Here is a 13,643-nt window from a genome sequence, read left to right as displayed (position 1 = left end):
AAGGAGGGATCTGGATGCTTCAGGGGAAAACGGTGATCCTCGGCGTCACCGGCGGCATCGCCGCGTATAAGGCGGCGGCCGTCGCGAGCAAGCTGACGCAGGCGGGAGCGGACGTGCGCGTCGTCATGACGGCGTCGGCGACGAAGTTCGTGGCGCCGCTGACGTTCCAAGCGATCACGCGGCATCGCGTGGTTGTTGACACGTTCGACGAGGAGGACGCGGCCGTCATCTCGCATATCGACCTCGCGGACCGGGCCGACGCCGTCGTCGTCGCGCCGGCGACGGCGAACGCGCTCGCGAAGCTCGCGCTCGGCCTCGGCGACGATATGCTGTCGACGACGCTGCTCGCGCATCGCGGGCGGACGCCGGTGCTGATCGCGCCGGCGATGAACGTGCATATGTACGCGAACCCGATCGTGCAGCAGCATATGGAGACGCTGCGCGGGCGCGGGGTCCATTTCGTCGAGCCGGGCGAAGGGTTTCTCGCTTGCGGCTATACGGGCAAAGGCCGGATGGCGGAGCCGGAGCAAATCGCGGACAAGCTGTCGGCGCTGCTCGCGGCGCCCCGCGATCTCGACGGCGTCCGCGTGCTCGTGACGGCGGGCGCGACCGTGGAGCGGATCGATCCGGTCCGGTATTTAACGAACGATTCGTCGGGCAAAATGGGCTTCGCCGTCGCGGAGGCGGCGCGGGCGCGAGGCGCGAGGGTGACGCTCGTCGCCGGGCGCGCCGACGCCCAGCCGCCCGCCGGCGTAGAGCTCGTGCGCGTGGAGTCGGCGCAGGACATGTACGACGCCGTGCTGGCGCGCTTTCCCGAGACGGACATCGTCGTGAAGGCGGCGGCGGTCGCCGATTACCGTCCGGCCGCGCGAGCGGACCGCAAACTTAAGAAAAGCGCCGACGAGATGACGCTCACGCTCGAACGGACGCCCGACATCCTGAAGGAGCTCGGGGCGCGCAAGCGGCCGGACCAAGTGCTGATCGGCTTCGCGGCCGAGACGCACGATGTGGCGCAATACGCCGTCCTGAAGGCGGCCTCGAAGCGCGCCGACTTCATCGTCGCGAATGACGTGTCGCAGCCCGGCGTCGGCTTCGGGCACGATACGAACGCCGTGTCCGTCTTTACGGCGGACGGGCTCGTCGAGGAGCTGCCGCTGCAATCGAAGCGGTCGGTCGCCGATCGGCTGCTGACGATCGGGCGCGAGGCGTTCGCGGCGCGCGCCGCGGCGGCGAACGCAGGGACGTCCACAGGGGCGTCTGCGGGGGCGTCCGGAGCGTCGTCGGCGTCCGAGGCAAGGGAGACTTCTACATGATCGCTAAAGTGATCGTCGACGCGCCGGCCCGGGACACGGACCGGCCGTTCGATTATTTGGTGCCGGAGCGCGTTCGGCCGCTCGTGAAGCCCGGCGTGCGCGTCGGGGTGCCGTTCGGCCCGCGCGTGCTGCAAGGGTTCGTCGTCGGCGTGGCGGAGACGACCGACATGGATCCGGCCAAGCTGAAGCCGCTGAAGGGCGTGCTGGACGCGGCTCCGGTCGTGACCGCGGAGCTGCTCGAGCTCGCTTCGTGGCTCAGCCGCAAATACGTGTGCCCGCAATATACGGCGCTCGCGGCGCTGCTGCCGAGCGCGCTCAAGACGAAGACGGAGACGGTGTACGAGGCGGCGGTGCCGCCAGGCGCGCCGGGAACGCCGGAGGCGGCGCGCGGCGTGCTCGAATACGTCGCCCGGCGCGGCTCGGTGTCCGAGCAGGCGCTCATGCAGGCGTTCGCCGACCGGGCGGAAGAGCTGCATCTGGCGATCGGGCTCGGCCTCTTGACCGAATCGAAGCAGGTGAAGGACCGGCTCGGCGCGAAGACGCAGCTGTTCGTCCGGCCGGCCGCCGGCGCGGAAGCGCTGCGCGAAGCGGCCGAATCGCTCCGGCGGCGCGCGCCGAAGCAGGCGGAGCTGCTCGAGCGGATGGCGTCGGCGGAGGAGGCGGGCGGCATCGCGGGCGGCTTCGACGGCGAAGCGCTCGCGGAGCTCGCCCGCGAAGGCATCGGCCCGTCCGCCGTCAAGGCGCTCGAGGCGAAGGGGCTTGTCGCCGTCGAAGAGCGCGAGGTGGCGCGCGACCCGTACGCGAACCGCCGCTTCGCCGCGTCGCAGCCGCTGCCGCTGACGGAGGCGCAGGCCGCCGCGCTCGCGCCGGTGAAGGAAGCGATTCGCAGCCGCGCCTACGCGCCGTTCCTGCTGCACGGGGTGACCGGCAGCGGCAAAACCGAGGTGTACCTGCAGGCGATGCAGGCGTGCCTCGACGCGGGGCGCGAAGCGATCCTGCTCGTGCCCGAAATTTCGCTCACGCCCCAAACGGTGAACGCGTTCAAGGGCCGGTTCGGCGACGAGGTGGCCGTCATGCACAGCCGCCTCTCGCATGGCGAGCGGTACGACGAATGGCGCAAAATCGCCCGCCGCCAGGTGAAAATCGCGATCGGCGCCCGGTCCGCGATTTTCGCGCCGTTCACGAACATTGGTCTTATCATTATCGACGAAGAGCATGAATCTTCCTATAAACAAGAAGAGTCGCCGAAATATCACGCCCGCGACGTCGCGCTCGAGCGCGGGGCGCAGCACGGCGCCGCCGTCGTGCTCGGCTCGGCGACGCCGTCGCTCGAGACGTACCTCGACGCGCACCGCGGCGTTTTCACGCTGCTCGAAATGACGGAGCGCGTCGAAGGACGCCCGCTGCCCGAGGTCACGATCGTCGACATGCGGCAGGAGCTGCGCGACGGCAACCGGGCGATGTTCAGCAACCGGCTGCGAGAGGCGATCGGCGAGCGGCTCGAGCGCGGCGAGCAGACGGTGCTGCTGCTCAACCGGCGCGGCTACGCGACGTTCGTCATGTGCCGCTCATGCGGTTATACGGCGCAGTGTCCGCACTGCGACATTACGCTGACGTACCATCGGACGAGCCGGCACTCGCGCTGCCACTACTGCGGCTACACAGAGCGCGAAGCGTCGCAGTGCCCGAGCTGCCAAAGCGAGCATATCCGCCATTTCGGCGCAGGCACGCAGCGCGTCGAGGAGGAGCTCGCGAAGCTGTTCCCGGGCATCCGCGTCATCCGAATGGACGTCGACACGACGTCGCAGAAGGGGGCGCACGAGAAGCTGCTCGCCGCCTTCCGCGATAAGCAAGCCGACGTGCTGCTGGGCACGCAGATGGTCGCGAAGGGGCTCGATTTTCCCGACGTGACGCTCGTCGGGGTCATCAGCGCGGATACGGTGCTCCGCATTCCGGATTTCCGGGCGGCGGAGCGGACGTTCCAGCTGCTGACCCAGGTGGCCGGCCGCGCGGGCCGCCACAAGCTGCCCGGCGAAGTCGTCGTCCAGACGTACACGCCGGAGCATTACAGCATCCAATTCGCGGCGAAGCACGATTTCCGGGGCTTCGCCCGGCGCGAGCTGCTGTCCCGCCGGGAGCTGGGTTACCCGCCGTACTGCCGCCTGGCGCTCGCGACGCTGTCGCACGAGGACATCTCGCGGCTCGTGCCGTGCAGCGAGCGGTTCGCGACCGAGCTGAAACGGCGGTTCGCCGAGCGCCGGGGGGACGGCCTCGCCGCCGAGCTGCTCGGGCCCGTGCCGTCGCCGATCCCGAAACTGAAAGATAGATATCGGTTCCAATGCATGGTAAAATATCGGGGAGACGCCGGCGTGGCGGAGGCGCTGCGCGCGTCCGCGGACGCGCTCGGCGAAGACATCCGCAAGGCGAAGCTGAGCATTCAGCTCGATATGGATCCGCAAATGCTGATGTAAATGATATATCCAATCTGCCCGCCTCCCGCGAAGGGAGGGGGTCGTTCGATAACGAAAGGGGCTACCGACAATGGCGATTCGCTTGATCGTCAAACATCCGGACCCGGTGCTTCGGGAAGTGGCGAAGCCGGTGCCGAAAATTACGCCGAACATTCAAAAACTGCTCACCGATATGGCGGAGACGATGTACGACGCCCCGGGCGTCGGGCTCGCCGCGCCGCAGATCGGCATCTCGAAGCGCGTCATCGTCATCGACGTCGGCGACGAGCACGGCTTGATCGAGATGGTCAATCCGGAAATCTTGGAATCGAGCGGGGAGCAATTCGGGCCGGAGGGGTGCCTGAGCATCCCCGGGCTGCAGGGCGACGTCCGCCGCAAGGAGAAGCTGAAGGTCAAAGGGCTCGACCGCAACGGGCAAGAAGTCGTCATGGACGTATCGGGCTTCCTGGCCAGGGCGTTCCAGCACGAAATCGATCATTTGAACGGCATCCTGTTCATCGACATCGCCGACCGCGTCTATGAGCCGAGCCGCGACGAAGAGGATGAAGACGTCGTATGAGGAACGAACCGAATATCGTATTCATGGGGACGCCGGACTTTGCCGTGCCGTCCCTTCGTGCGTTGATGGACGCCGGCTACCGGGTGACGGCCGTCGTGACGCAGCCGGACCGCCCGACCGGCCGCAAGAAGACGCTCACGCCGACGCCCGTGAAGGAGGAGGCGCTGCGGCTCGGGCTGCCGGTGCTGCAGCCGCCGAAGCTGCGCGCGAGCGATGCGGTCGCGGCGCTTGCGGCGTATGAGCCGGATCTCATCGTGACGGCGGCGTACGGACAAATTTTGCCGAAATCGGTGCTCGAGCTGCCGAAATACGGCTGCATTAACGTCCACGGCTCGCTGCTGCCGAAATATCGCGGCGGCGCGCCGATCCAGCGGGCGATCATGAACGGCGAATCGGTCACCGGCGTGACGATCATGTACATGGCCGAGGGGTTAGACACCGGCGATATGATCGCGAAGGCGGAGCTCGCCATCGGCCCGGACGACGACGCCGGCGTCGTGTTCGAGCGGCTGAGCGAGGTCGGGGCGAAGCTGCTGCTCGAGACGGTGCCGTCTATTTTGGACGGGACGGCGCCGCGCACGCCGCAGAACGAGGCGGAAGCGACGTATTCGCCGAACCTTACGCGCGACGACGAGCGGATCGATTGGTCGCGGAGCGCGGCGGACATCTACAACCAGCTGCGCGGTCTGTCTCCGAGACCGGGAGCGTTCACGTTCTGGAACGGCGACGTGTTCAAAATATGGAAGGCGAAGCGGCCGGAGCCGGGACGGGCCGTCTCCGCGGCGCCGGGCACCGTGCTTGATATCGGACCGGAAGGCCTCGCCGTCGCGACCGGCGACGGCGTGTTCGTCGCGACCGAGGTGCAGCCGGCCGGCAAGAAGGCGCTGCCCGTCGCCGAATTCGTGAAGGGCGGCCAAATGAAGAAAGGCGACGCGCTCGGCGCGGCGGCGGAGGAGACGCGATGAGCGGACCGACGCCAAAGCCGCCGAAGAAGCCCGCTCCGAAGAAGTCCGCTCCGAATCAGTCGGCTGCGAACAAGCCCGGAGGCAAGCCCGCGGGCAAGCCGGGGCAGCGGCCGCCGAAGAAGCCGCTCGGCGCGCGGGAGATCGCGCTCGAAGCGCTGACGGCCGTCGAGCAGGAGGGCGCGTACAGCAACCTAGCGTTGAACGCCGCCCTGACGCGCCATAAGCCCGAGCCGCGGGAGGCGGGCCTCGCGACGGAGCTCGTGTACGGCACGATCCAGCGGCTGCAGACGATCGACGCGGTGCTGGGGGCGCATCTCGCCAAAGGCGTATCGAAGCTCCAGCCGTGGGTGCGCAGCCTGCTGCGGCTCAGCGCCTACCAGCTGCTGTACCTCGATAGGGTGCCGGCGCACGCCGCCGTCAGCGAAGCGGTGTCGATCGCGAGGCGGCGCGGCCATGCCGGCGTCTCCGGCCTCGTGAACGCGGTGCTGCGGAAGCTCGCCGCGAATCCGGGGCGGCCTGCGGCGCCGGCCGGTCTCGATGACGCGGCGCGCATCGCGTTCGAGGAATCCCACCCGGAATGGCTGATCCGGGAATGGGTGCGCGCGTTCGGCGCGGAGCGCGCCGGGAGAATCGCCGCCGCGAACAACGAGCCGCCGAAGGCGAGCGTCCGCGTCAACCGGCTGAAGCTGACCCGCGCCGAGCTGATCGAGCGGCTCGCGGCGAGCGGCGTCGCGGCGGAGCCGTCCGCGGTCAGCTACGACGGCGTCGTCGTGACGAGCGGCGGCAACGCGGCGCACGGCGACGCGTACGCGCAAGGCCTGTGCACCGTGCAGGACGAAAGCTCGATGCTCGTCGCCGCGCTCGTCGACCCGGAGCCGGGCATGCGCGTGCTCGACTGCTGCGCCGCGCCCGGCGGGAAATCGACGCACCTGGCGGAGCGGATGGAGGACGAGGGCGAGATAATCGCCTGCGACATCCACCCGCACAAGCGGGAGCTGATCGACGCCGCGGCGCGACGGCTCGGCCTTCGCAGCGTCGAGACGGTCGTCATCGACGCCGCGAAGCTGCATGAGCGGTTCGAGGCGGGCTCGTTCGACCGCGTCCTGCTCGACGCGCCGTGCTCCGGCTTCGGCGTCATCCGCCGCAAGCCGGACATCAAATGGACGAAGACGAGGGGCGACGTCGACGCCATCGCGGAGACGCAGAAGGCGATTCTCCGCTCCGCCGCGAAGCTCGTGAAGCCCGGCGGGGCGCTCGTATACAGCACGTGCACGCTCGAGCCGAAGGAGAACGAGGAGCAGATCGCCGCGTTCCTCGCGGAGCATCCCGAATTCGCGCCGGATCCGCGGCTGCCCTCAGGCATTCCGCCGAAGGTGGCGGAGGCGTGCGCGGCCGGCCCCGGCATGCTGCGGGTAACGCCGGAGCAATTCGGCTCCGACGGCTTTTTCATGGCGAGGCTCGTTCGGTCGCCCCATGCGGCGCCGTGAAGCTTGTGTTAAAATAGCGGACGAACGTTTACAATAGAAAGAAGAGTTTCGGCGGTCCGGGACGAGCATGTCGTTCCGAGTCCGGGGGACCTAAGAAGGCGGGGATCATACGCATGAAGAAAGACATTCAGCTTCCGGAGAAGCCGTTCATATACGATCTGACTTTGGAGGCGCTGCAGGACTGGCTGAAGGAACAAGGGGAGCCCGCGTTCCGCGCCGGCCAAATTTTCGAATGGCTGTACGCCAAACGGGTCGTCTCTTTCGAGGAGATGACGAATTTGTCGAAGGGGCTGCGCGACAAGCTCGCGGAGCATTATCAATTCGTGACGCTGAACGAAATCACGAAGCTGGAATCGAAGGACGGCACGATCAAGTTTTTGTTCGGCCTCTACGACAACCACGCGATCGAGACGGTCGTCATGCGCCACAATTACGGCATCAGCATTTGCGTCACGACGCAGGTCGGCTGCCGCATCGGCTGCACGTTCTGCGCGTCGACGCTCGGCGGTCTTAAGCGCAACCTGTACGCCGGCGAAATCGTGGCGCAGGTCGTCTACGCGCAGCGCCTCTTGGACGCGACGAACGAGCGGATCAGCTCCATCGTCGTCATGGGCTCCGGAGAGCCTTTCGAAAACTATGAAGCTACGAAAGCGTTCCTGACGCTCATGATGCACGACAAAGGAATGAAAATCGGCCAGCGCCACATCACCGTGTCGACGAGCGGCATCGTGCCGCAAATCCGCGAATTCGCGGATTGGAACACGCAGATCAACCTGGCGATATCGATCCACGCCCCGAACGACGCGCTCCGCTCGAAGCTGATGCCGGTCAATCGGCGCTTCCCGTTCGCGGACGTCATGGACGCCTGCCGGTATTATATCGAGAAAACGGGAAGGCGCATCACGTTCGAGTACGCGCTGATCAACGGGGTCAACGACCAGCCCGAGCACGCCGAGGAGCTCGGCACGCTGCTGAAAGGGATGCTGTGCCACGTCAACCTCATTCCGGTGAACTACGTGCCGGAACGCGACTACGTGCGCACGCCGAAGGAGCGCATTTTCGATTTCAAGCGCATCCTCGAATCGAAGCAAGTGAACACGACGATTCGCAGGGAGCAGGGCCACGACATCGCCGCGGCTTGCGGCCAGCTGCGCGCGAAACATATGGAGTCGACCGCGAGGTGAATGACATGCTGAAAGCTGCATATAAATCCGACGTGGGCCGCGTCCGCGCCGTGAACGAGGATCGGGTCGTCGTAAGAGACGGGGTGGCGGGCTGCACGCTCGCCATCGTCGCCGACGGCATGGGCGGGCATCAAGCCGGGGACACGGCGAGCCAAATTACGATCGAGCTCGTCGAGGAGGCGTTAAGCCGCATCGAAGGCGAACCGGACGAGGCGGAGCGCGAAGCGCGGCTCGTCGAAGCGATCCGCGAGGCGAACGCGAAGGTGTTCGAGGTCGCGTCGGGCAAGGAGCATTACCGGGGGATGGGGACGACGGTGACGGTGGCGCTTGCGAACGAATCCCGGGTGCTGATCGGGCACATCGGCGATTCGCGGGCCTATTACATTAATCATGAGCAGTTTGCGCAAATCACCGAAGACCATACGCTCGTCAACGAATTGGTCAAAACCGGCCAGTTGACCCCGGACGAGGCGGCGGTGCATCCGCGGCGGAACGTCATCACTAGGGCGCTCGGCACCGAGGCCGACGTGGACGTCGACCTGTCGTACGTGCAGTGGAAGCCGGGCGACATGCTGCTGCTGTGCAGCGACGGCCTCTCAAATCTCGTGCCCGAGGAAGAGCTGACGCGAACGGTTCGCGGCGAGGGGACGCTCGGCGAGAAGGTGGACCGGCTCGTGGAATACGCATTGAACGCCGGCGGGGACGACAATATTACGGTGGTGCTGATCGCTAATGTACCATAGAGCCGAACGGAAAGGGGGGAGCCTCGGGTGAACGGAACAACCTTATCGGGACGTTACGAGCTGATCGAACGCGTCGGGGGCGGCGGCATGGCGCTGGTTTACAAAGCGAAAGATACGCTGCTGCACCGGCATGTGGCCGTAAAAGTACTGAGACAGCAATACGTACATGACGAAGAGTTCATCCGTCGCTTCCGCAGGGAGGCCCAATCGGCCGCTTCGTTGTCGCATCCGAACGTCGTCAGCATTTACGACGTCGGGCAGGACGGGGATACGCATTTCATCGTCATGGAGTATATCGAAGGATCGAATTTGAACGATATCATCAAAGCGCAGGCGCCGCTGCAGCCGGCGGAAGCGGTACATATCGCCACGCAAATTTGCGACGCGCTGGAGCATGCGCACGCGAACGGCATCATTCATCGCGACATTAAACCGCACAACATTTTGATCGGCAAGAACGGCCGCGTCAAGGTGACCGACTTCGGCATCGCCCGGGCGATCACGACGTCGACCATTACGCAGACGGGCTCGGTTATCGGCTCGGTGCATTATTTTTCGCCCGAGCACGCGAAAGGCGTCTCGGCGGGGGAAAAATCGGATTTATATTCGCTTGGCATCGTTCTTTACCAAATGCTGACCGCCCGGCTCCCGTTCATCGGGGAAAGCCCGATCAGCGTCGCCTTGAAGCATCTGCAGGAGCCCGTCGAAGAGCCGCGGGTCGTCAATCCGATGATTCCGCAGAGCGTCGAGAACGTCATCCTAAAATCGCTGCGCAAACGTCCGGAGGAGCGGTATGCGTCCGCCGGCGAAATGCTGAGAGACTTAGAAACCTGCCTGTCCCCGGAACGCCGCGACGAGAAGAAGTGGACGTACGCGAGCGATTTCGAGCCGGACGAGGAGGCGACGCGGGTCGTGCCGGCTATTCGCCCCGACATGGTGCCGAGTCCGGCATCGAACGCGCAGGATAAGGACGGTTCGCCGGGAGGGGCGGACGGCGCCCCGGTTTGGCGGGACGGCAATTACGAGGACGAGGACGAGAAAGCGCGCGGAGGTAATCCGTGGGTGAAGCCGCTCATTTGGTTCGGCGTGCTGCTCGTGCTGCTCGGCGGCGCGTGGTACGGGGTGAAGAAGGTGCAGGAAATTTTCGTCATTCCGACCGTCGTCGTGCCGAACGTCGAGGGGCTCCGGCTCGACATGGCGAAAGCCCAGCTCGAAGCGGCGGGGCTCGTCGTCGAGGAGCCGATCTTCGAATTCAGCCGCGAAACGCCGGCCGATTACGTCATTTCGCAGACGGAGAAAGAAGAAGAGGTCAAGCCCGGAACGCCGATTCGGCTGTACGTCAGCAAAGGCATCGAGCTGCTCCAAATGCCGGACCTCGCGGATATGACGGAAGAGGAGGCGCTGGCGGCGCTGACCGAAGCCGGCGTGGCGAAGGAGAACGTGACGATCGCCCGGGAGCACAGCCCCAAGAAGGCTGGCAGCGTCGTCGAGCAGTTCCCGCAGGCGGCGCAGCAGGTCGATCCGCTGGAGACGCCGATCCGGATCGTCGTGAGCCGAGGGCCCGAAGACGTCGCGATGCCGGACTTGGTCGGCCGGACGGTCGCGGAGGCGGAGGCGCTGCTGCAGAAGGCAGGGCTGGAACTGAAGCAGGCGAACGTCATCCGCGAAAAAGCGTACTTCGAGAAAGGCCGCGTGTTTAACCAATTTCCGTATCAGCCCGGGGAAGGCGTCAAGCCGCCGGGCGAAGGGATCCAAATTTACGTCAGCGACGGGCTGCCGAACGAAGCGCGCGTCACGAGATATACGGTCATGATCGGACCGAAAGAGCAAGGGGGCTCGAGCGCGATTCGGATCGTCGTCACCGACGCGATGGGCGACCGCGTCGAAGCGGTCAACCAGACGGTGACGTCCGACCAATCGTTCACGTTCGACGTCGTGACGAGCCCGAGCAAGAACGCCGTCATCGAAGTGTTCCAGGACGACGGCAAAGTCGAGCAGTATACGTGGACGTACGCGCAGGCGTCGGACAGCGGCGGATCGGCGTCGGCGCCGGCGCGGTCGTCGGAAGAGCCGGAGCCGCCGGCCGAGGAAGAGCCGGCGGTGCCCGCGGACGGCGATTCGTCCGAACCGCAAGGCGAGGCGGACGGGGAAGAGCAGGCGGTAGACGGATTGTAGTCGAGGGAAGGTACAGGAACGCAACGAATCAGGAGGCCGAACGGAACGCATGCAGGACGGGTTGATTGTCAAAGCGTTGAGCGGATTTTATTACGTGCAGCCGGAGGGCGGCGGCGACGTCGTCGCCTGCCGGGCCCGCGGGCTGTTCAAAAAACAAGGCGTATCGCCGCTCGTCGGGGACCGGGTGCGGTTCGAGGCGAAGGACGACGGCTCCGGCGAAGGCACGGTCATCGAACTGATGCCGCGCTCGACGGAGCTCGTCCGGCCGCCGATCGCCAACTGCGACACGGCGCTGATCGTGTTCGCCGTAGCGCGGCCCGAGCTGAACAGGACGCTGCTCGATAAATTTCTGGTGCTCGCCGAATTGGCCGGTCTGGAGTCGATCCTGTGCCTGACGAAGGCCGATCTGCTCGACGGCGCCGGGGAGGACGCCGCGGCGCTGCGCGGGCGCATCGAGGAGCTGCGGAAGACGTACGAAGCGATCGGCTACCGCGTGTTTTTCACGAGCGCGCGGGCCGGGACGGGAGCGGACGAGCTGCGGGTCGCGCTGCAGGGCCGCATCGCCGTCGTCGCCGGACAGTCCGGGGTCGGGAAGTCGTCGCTGCTCAACCGGCTCGCGCCGGGGCTGTCGCTCGAGACGAACGAAATCAGCGAGAAGCTCGGTCGAGGCAAGCATACGACGCGGCACGTCGAGCTGTTCCGCGTCGGGGAGAGCGGTCTTCTCGCGGATACGCCGGGCTTTTCGTCGCTGGAATTTCCGGAGGAGATCGGGCCCGAAGATGTGGCCGCGGCGTTCCCGGAATTCGTCCGCCTCGCCGAAGGGTGCAAATTCCGCGGCTGCCTTCATCTGAAGGAGCCGGGCTGCCGCGTGCGGCAGGCGGTCGAGAACGGGGAAGCGGACGCGGAGCGGTACGACCATTACGCGGCGTTCGCGACGGAAGTACGGGAGAGAAAACGGAGGTACTAATATGGCGATTATCGCACCATCGTTGTTGGCCGCGAATTTCGCGACGCTCGCGGAGGAAGTGCGCGATATCGAGGTCGGCGGCGCCGACTGGCTCCATCTCGACGTGATGGACGGGAAATTCGTGCCGAACATTACGTTCGGGCCGCTCGTCGTCGAGGCGCTGCGCCCCCGCACGTCGCTGTTCATGGACGTGCATCTCATGATCGAAAAGCCGGAGGCGTACGTAGACGCGTTCGTGGACGCCGGCGCGGACGGCGTGACGGTGCACGCGGAGGCGTGCGTTCATCTTCATCGAACGATCCAGTCGATCAAAGCGCGAGGCGTGAAGGCCGGCGTCGCGATCAATCCGGGAACGCCGGCGGAATGGGTGAAGCCGGTGCTCGGCGACATCGATCTCGTGCTCGTCATGACGGTCAACCCGGGCTTCGGCGGCCAAAAATTCATACCTTCGACGCTGACGAAAATCGCGCAGCTGCGCGAGTGGATTCGCGAAGCGAATCTCGAAGGCAGCGTCGCCATCGAGGTGGACGGCGGCATCGTTCCGGACACGGCGCGCCTCGTTACGGAAGCGGGCGCATCGGTGCTCGTCGCGGGCAGCTCCGTGTTCGGCGTCCGCGATCGGGCGAAGGCGATGGCGGAGCTGCGTGCGGCGGCGCGGTAGCGTCCGGCTTGGAACATTTTTTCGTCCCCGATTCGCGAAAGTAGGCACATTTCCGGAATCCCTGAATACAATAGGGCTATAAGGGCTGGCAGTGGGAACGGACGGGAATGGAGCGGGATACTTTGCGAGGAGGGGTAGAGATGAAGTTTTATACAATCAAACTACCTAAATTCTTAGGCGGGTTCGTGAAGACTTTGTTAAACGCTTTTAACAAAAACTAACGCGTCCCGAACCTAAGGCGGGGGAGATGAAGAAAGCACCGTTCAGGTGCTTTTTGTCCTTTTCCGGGGGAGAATGCATAATGTAGATGCGGCGGCGGCAATGAAAAAGAGGAGGATGCGCGAAGCATCCTCCTCTTGACAGCGGCAACCCCGCCGCGATAACGGCGTGTTTGAAATTAGACGCGGGTTACTTTCCCGGATTTCAAAACGCGAGTGCTCACGTACACGCGCTTCGGCTTACCGTTCACGAGAATCCGTACCTTCTGAACGTTAACGCCCCACGAGCGGCGGTTCCGGTTGTTCGCGTGCGATACGTGGTTGCCGGATCCCGGCTTCTTGCCGGAAATAAAGCATACTCTGGACATTGCAGACACCACCCTTCCGTGGCAAACATGGTTATAAATATATCATAGAACCATTCTGGGCGTCAATTGAAAGCTGTTGACTTGTTGCATTTATTTCTTCGCTCTTATATAGTACAATGAGGTTTAGTCCATAATATTACATAGCGCGAAGGAGAGGATTCCATGCCCATTCAGCTGGATACGGAAAGAGGGAAAATCTACGTTACCGACGAAGTCGTCGCAACGATCGCCGGCTCCGCGGCATTAGAATGTTATGGACTTGTAGGCATGGCCTCCAAGAACAAATTGAAGGACGGCATCGCCGAGCTGCTGCGCCGGGACAACCTGAGCAAAGGGGTCGACGTGCGCCGGGAAGGCGAGAGCGTGCATATCGATTTGTATATTATCGTGAGCTACGGCACGAAAATTTCCGAAGTGGCGCACAACATCCAATCGAAAGTCAAGTACGTGCTTAACGATATCGTGGGCCTTCAGGTTCACTTCGTCAATATCCTTGTTCAGGGAGTCCGCGTTTCAACATAAGGAAGGAGAA

13 protein-coding genes are annotated in these 13,643 nt (G+C 64.7%); 12 read left to right on the top strand and 1 reads right to left on the bottom strand.

Annotated features, from left to right (window positions below; translation table 11 throughout):
• Nucleotides 1-14: 14 nt before the first annotated feature.
• From coaBC to spoVM, 11 genes are all read left to right on the top strand, one after another.
• The gene (gene coaBC / locus VE009_RS06075; RefSeq protein WP_325006500.1) at nucleotides 15-1,313 is read left to right on the top strand and encodes a bifunctional phosphopantothenoylcysteine decarboxylase/phosphopantothenate--cysteine ligase CoaBC; all 1,299 of its coding nucleotides are present in this window, start codon (nucleotides 15-17) and stop codon (nucleotides 1,311-1,313) included.
• Nucleotides 1,310-3,784: a primosomal protein N' gene (gene priA / locus VE009_RS06070; RefSeq protein WP_325006499.1), complete on the top strand. Its 2,475-nt coding sequence runs from the start codon at nucleotides 1,310-1,312 to the stop codon at nucleotides 3,782-3,784. Before coaBC ends, priA begins: the two co-directional genes overlap by 4 nt.
• A 70-nt stretch (nucleotides 3,785-3,854) precedes the next feature.
• On the top strand, nucleotides 3,855-4,343 hold the full coding sequence (gene def, locus VE009_RS06065) for a peptide deformylase (protein WP_325006498.1): 489 nt from the start codon (nucleotides 3,855-3,857) through the stop codon (nucleotides 4,341-4,343).
• Entirely contained in the window at nucleotides 4,340-5,308 is a 969-nt protein-coding gene (gene fmt, locus VE009_RS06060) for a methionyl-tRNA formyltransferase (RefSeq protein ID WP_325006497.1), read from the top strand. Before def ends, fmt begins: the two co-directional genes overlap by 4 nt.
• Complete coding sequence (gene rsmB, locus VE009_RS06055) at nucleotides 5,305-6,795, top strand: 16S rRNA (cytosine(967)-C(5))-methyltransferase RsmB (protein ID WP_325006496.1); 1,491 nt, start codon at nucleotides 5,305-5,307, stop codon at nucleotides 6,793-6,795. The genes fmt and rsmB overlap by 4 nt, the downstream gene beginning before the upstream one ends.
• 113 nt (nucleotides 6,796-6,908) lie before the next feature.
• A complete protein-coding gene (rlmN, locus tag VE009_RS06050) occupies nucleotides 6,909-7,979 on the top strand; it encodes a 23S rRNA (adenine(2503)-C(2))-methyltransferase RlmN (protein ID WP_325006495.1) in 1,071 nt (356 codons plus the stop codon).
• Nucleotides 7,980-7,984: 5 nt separating this feature from the next.
• On the top strand, nucleotides 7,985-8,722 hold the full coding sequence (locus VE009_RS06045; protein ID WP_325006494.1) for a Stp1/IreP family PP2C-type Ser/Thr phosphatase: 738 nt from the start codon (nucleotides 7,985-7,987) through the stop codon (nucleotides 8,720-8,722).
• Nucleotides 8,723-8,749: 27 nt separating this feature from the next.
• On the top strand, nucleotides 8,750-10,897 hold the full coding sequence (gene pknB, locus VE009_RS06040; RefSeq protein ID WP_325006493.1) for a Stk1 family PASTA domain-containing Ser/Thr kinase: 2,148 nt from the start codon (nucleotides 8,750-8,752) through the stop codon (nucleotides 10,895-10,897).
• A gap of 49 nt (nucleotides 10,898-10,946) precedes the next feature.
• Nucleotides 10,947-11,864 (top strand): ribosome small subunit-dependent GTPase A, encoded by a 918-nt coding sequence (gene rsgA, locus VE009_RS06035; RefSeq protein ID WP_325006492.1) that lies wholly within the window; start codon nucleotides 10,947-10,949, stop codon nucleotides 11,862-11,864.
• 1 nt (nucleotide 11,865) lies between these two features.
• Complete coding sequence (gene rpe, locus VE009_RS06030) at nucleotides 11,866-12,525, top strand: ribulose-phosphate 3-epimerase (protein ID WP_325006491.1); 660 nt, start codon at nucleotides 11,866-11,868, stop codon at nucleotides 12,523-12,525.
• 140 nt (nucleotides 12,526-12,665) lie between these two features.
• On the top strand, nucleotides 12,666-12,746 hold the full coding sequence (spoVM, locus tag VE009_RS06025; protein WP_138196790.1) for a stage V sporulation protein SpoVM: 81 nt from the start codon (nucleotides 12,666-12,668) through the stop codon (nucleotides 12,744-12,746).
• A gap of 176 nt (nucleotides 12,747-12,922) precedes the next feature.
• Here spoVM and rpmB read toward each other — a convergent pair whose 3' ends face one another.
• Nucleotides 12,923-13,111: a 50S ribosomal protein L28 gene (rpmB, locus tag VE009_RS06020; protein ID WP_325006490.1), complete on the bottom strand. Its 189-nt coding sequence runs from the start codon at nucleotides 13,109-13,111 to the stop codon at nucleotides 12,923-12,925.
• Nucleotides 13,112-13,273: 162 nt separating this feature from the next.
• On the opposite strand from rpmB, the gene VE009_RS06015 reads away from it, so the two are divergent.
• Nucleotides 13,274-13,633: an Asp23/Gls24 family envelope stress response protein gene (locus VE009_RS06015; protein WP_325006489.1), complete on the top strand. Its 360-nt coding sequence runs from the start codon at nucleotides 13,274-13,276 to the stop codon at nucleotides 13,631-13,633.
• Nucleotides 13,634-13,643 lie beyond the last annotated feature (10 nt).

Source organism: Paenibacillus sp., assembly GCF_035645195.1.
Lineage (GTDB): Bacteria > Bacillota > Bacilli > Paenibacillales > YIM-B00363 > Paenibacillus_AE.
This window is presented reverse-complemented; position numbering and strand designations above follow the sequence as displayed.

Excerpts from the sequence above, each read along its gene's own strand:
- coaBC (WP_325006500.1), top strand. The coding sequence starts at position 15 with ATGCTTCAGGGGAAAACGGTGATCCTCGGCGTCACCGGCGGCATCGCC.
- rpmB (WP_325006490.1), bottom strand. The coding sequence starts at position 13,111 with ATGTCCAGAGTATGCTTTATTTCCGGCAAGAAGCCGGGATCCGGCAAC.
- priA (WP_325006499.1), top strand. The coding sequence starts at position 1,310 with ATGATCGCTAAAGTGATCGTCGACGCGCCGGCCCGGGACACGGACCGG.
- def (WP_325006498.1), top strand. The coding sequence starts at position 3,855 with ATGGCGATTCGCTTGATCGTCAAACATCCGGACCCGGTGCTTCGGGAA.
- rsgA (WP_325006492.1), top strand. The coding sequence starts at position 10,947 with ATGCAGGACGGGTTGATTGTCAAAGCGTTGAGCGGATTTTATTACGTG.
- VE009_RS06015 (WP_325006489.1), top strand. The coding sequence starts at position 13,274 with ATGCCCATTCAGCTGGATACGGAAAGAGGGAAAATCTACGTTACCGAC.
- rpe (WP_325006491.1), top strand. The coding sequence starts at position 11,866 with ATGGCGATTATCGCACCATCGTTGTTGGCCGCGAATTTCGCGACGCTC.
- spoVM (WP_138196790.1), top strand. The coding sequence starts at position 12,666 with ATGAAGTTTTATACAATCAAACTACCTAAATTCTTAGGCGGGTTCGTG.
- VE009_RS06045 (WP_325006494.1), top strand. The coding sequence starts at position 7,985 with ATGCTGAAAGCTGCATATAAATCCGACGTGGGCCGCGTCCGCGCCGTG.
- rlmN (WP_325006495.1), top strand. The coding sequence starts at position 6,909 with ATGAAGAAAGACATTCAGCTTCCGGAGAAGCCGTTCATATACGATCTG.
- rsmB (WP_325006496.1), top strand. The coding sequence starts at position 5,305 with ATGAGCGGACCGACGCCAAAGCCGCCGAAGAAGCCCGCTCCGAAGAAG.
- fmt (WP_325006497.1), top strand. The coding sequence starts at position 4,340 with ATGAGGAACGAACCGAATATCGTATTCATGGGGACGCCGGACTTTGCC.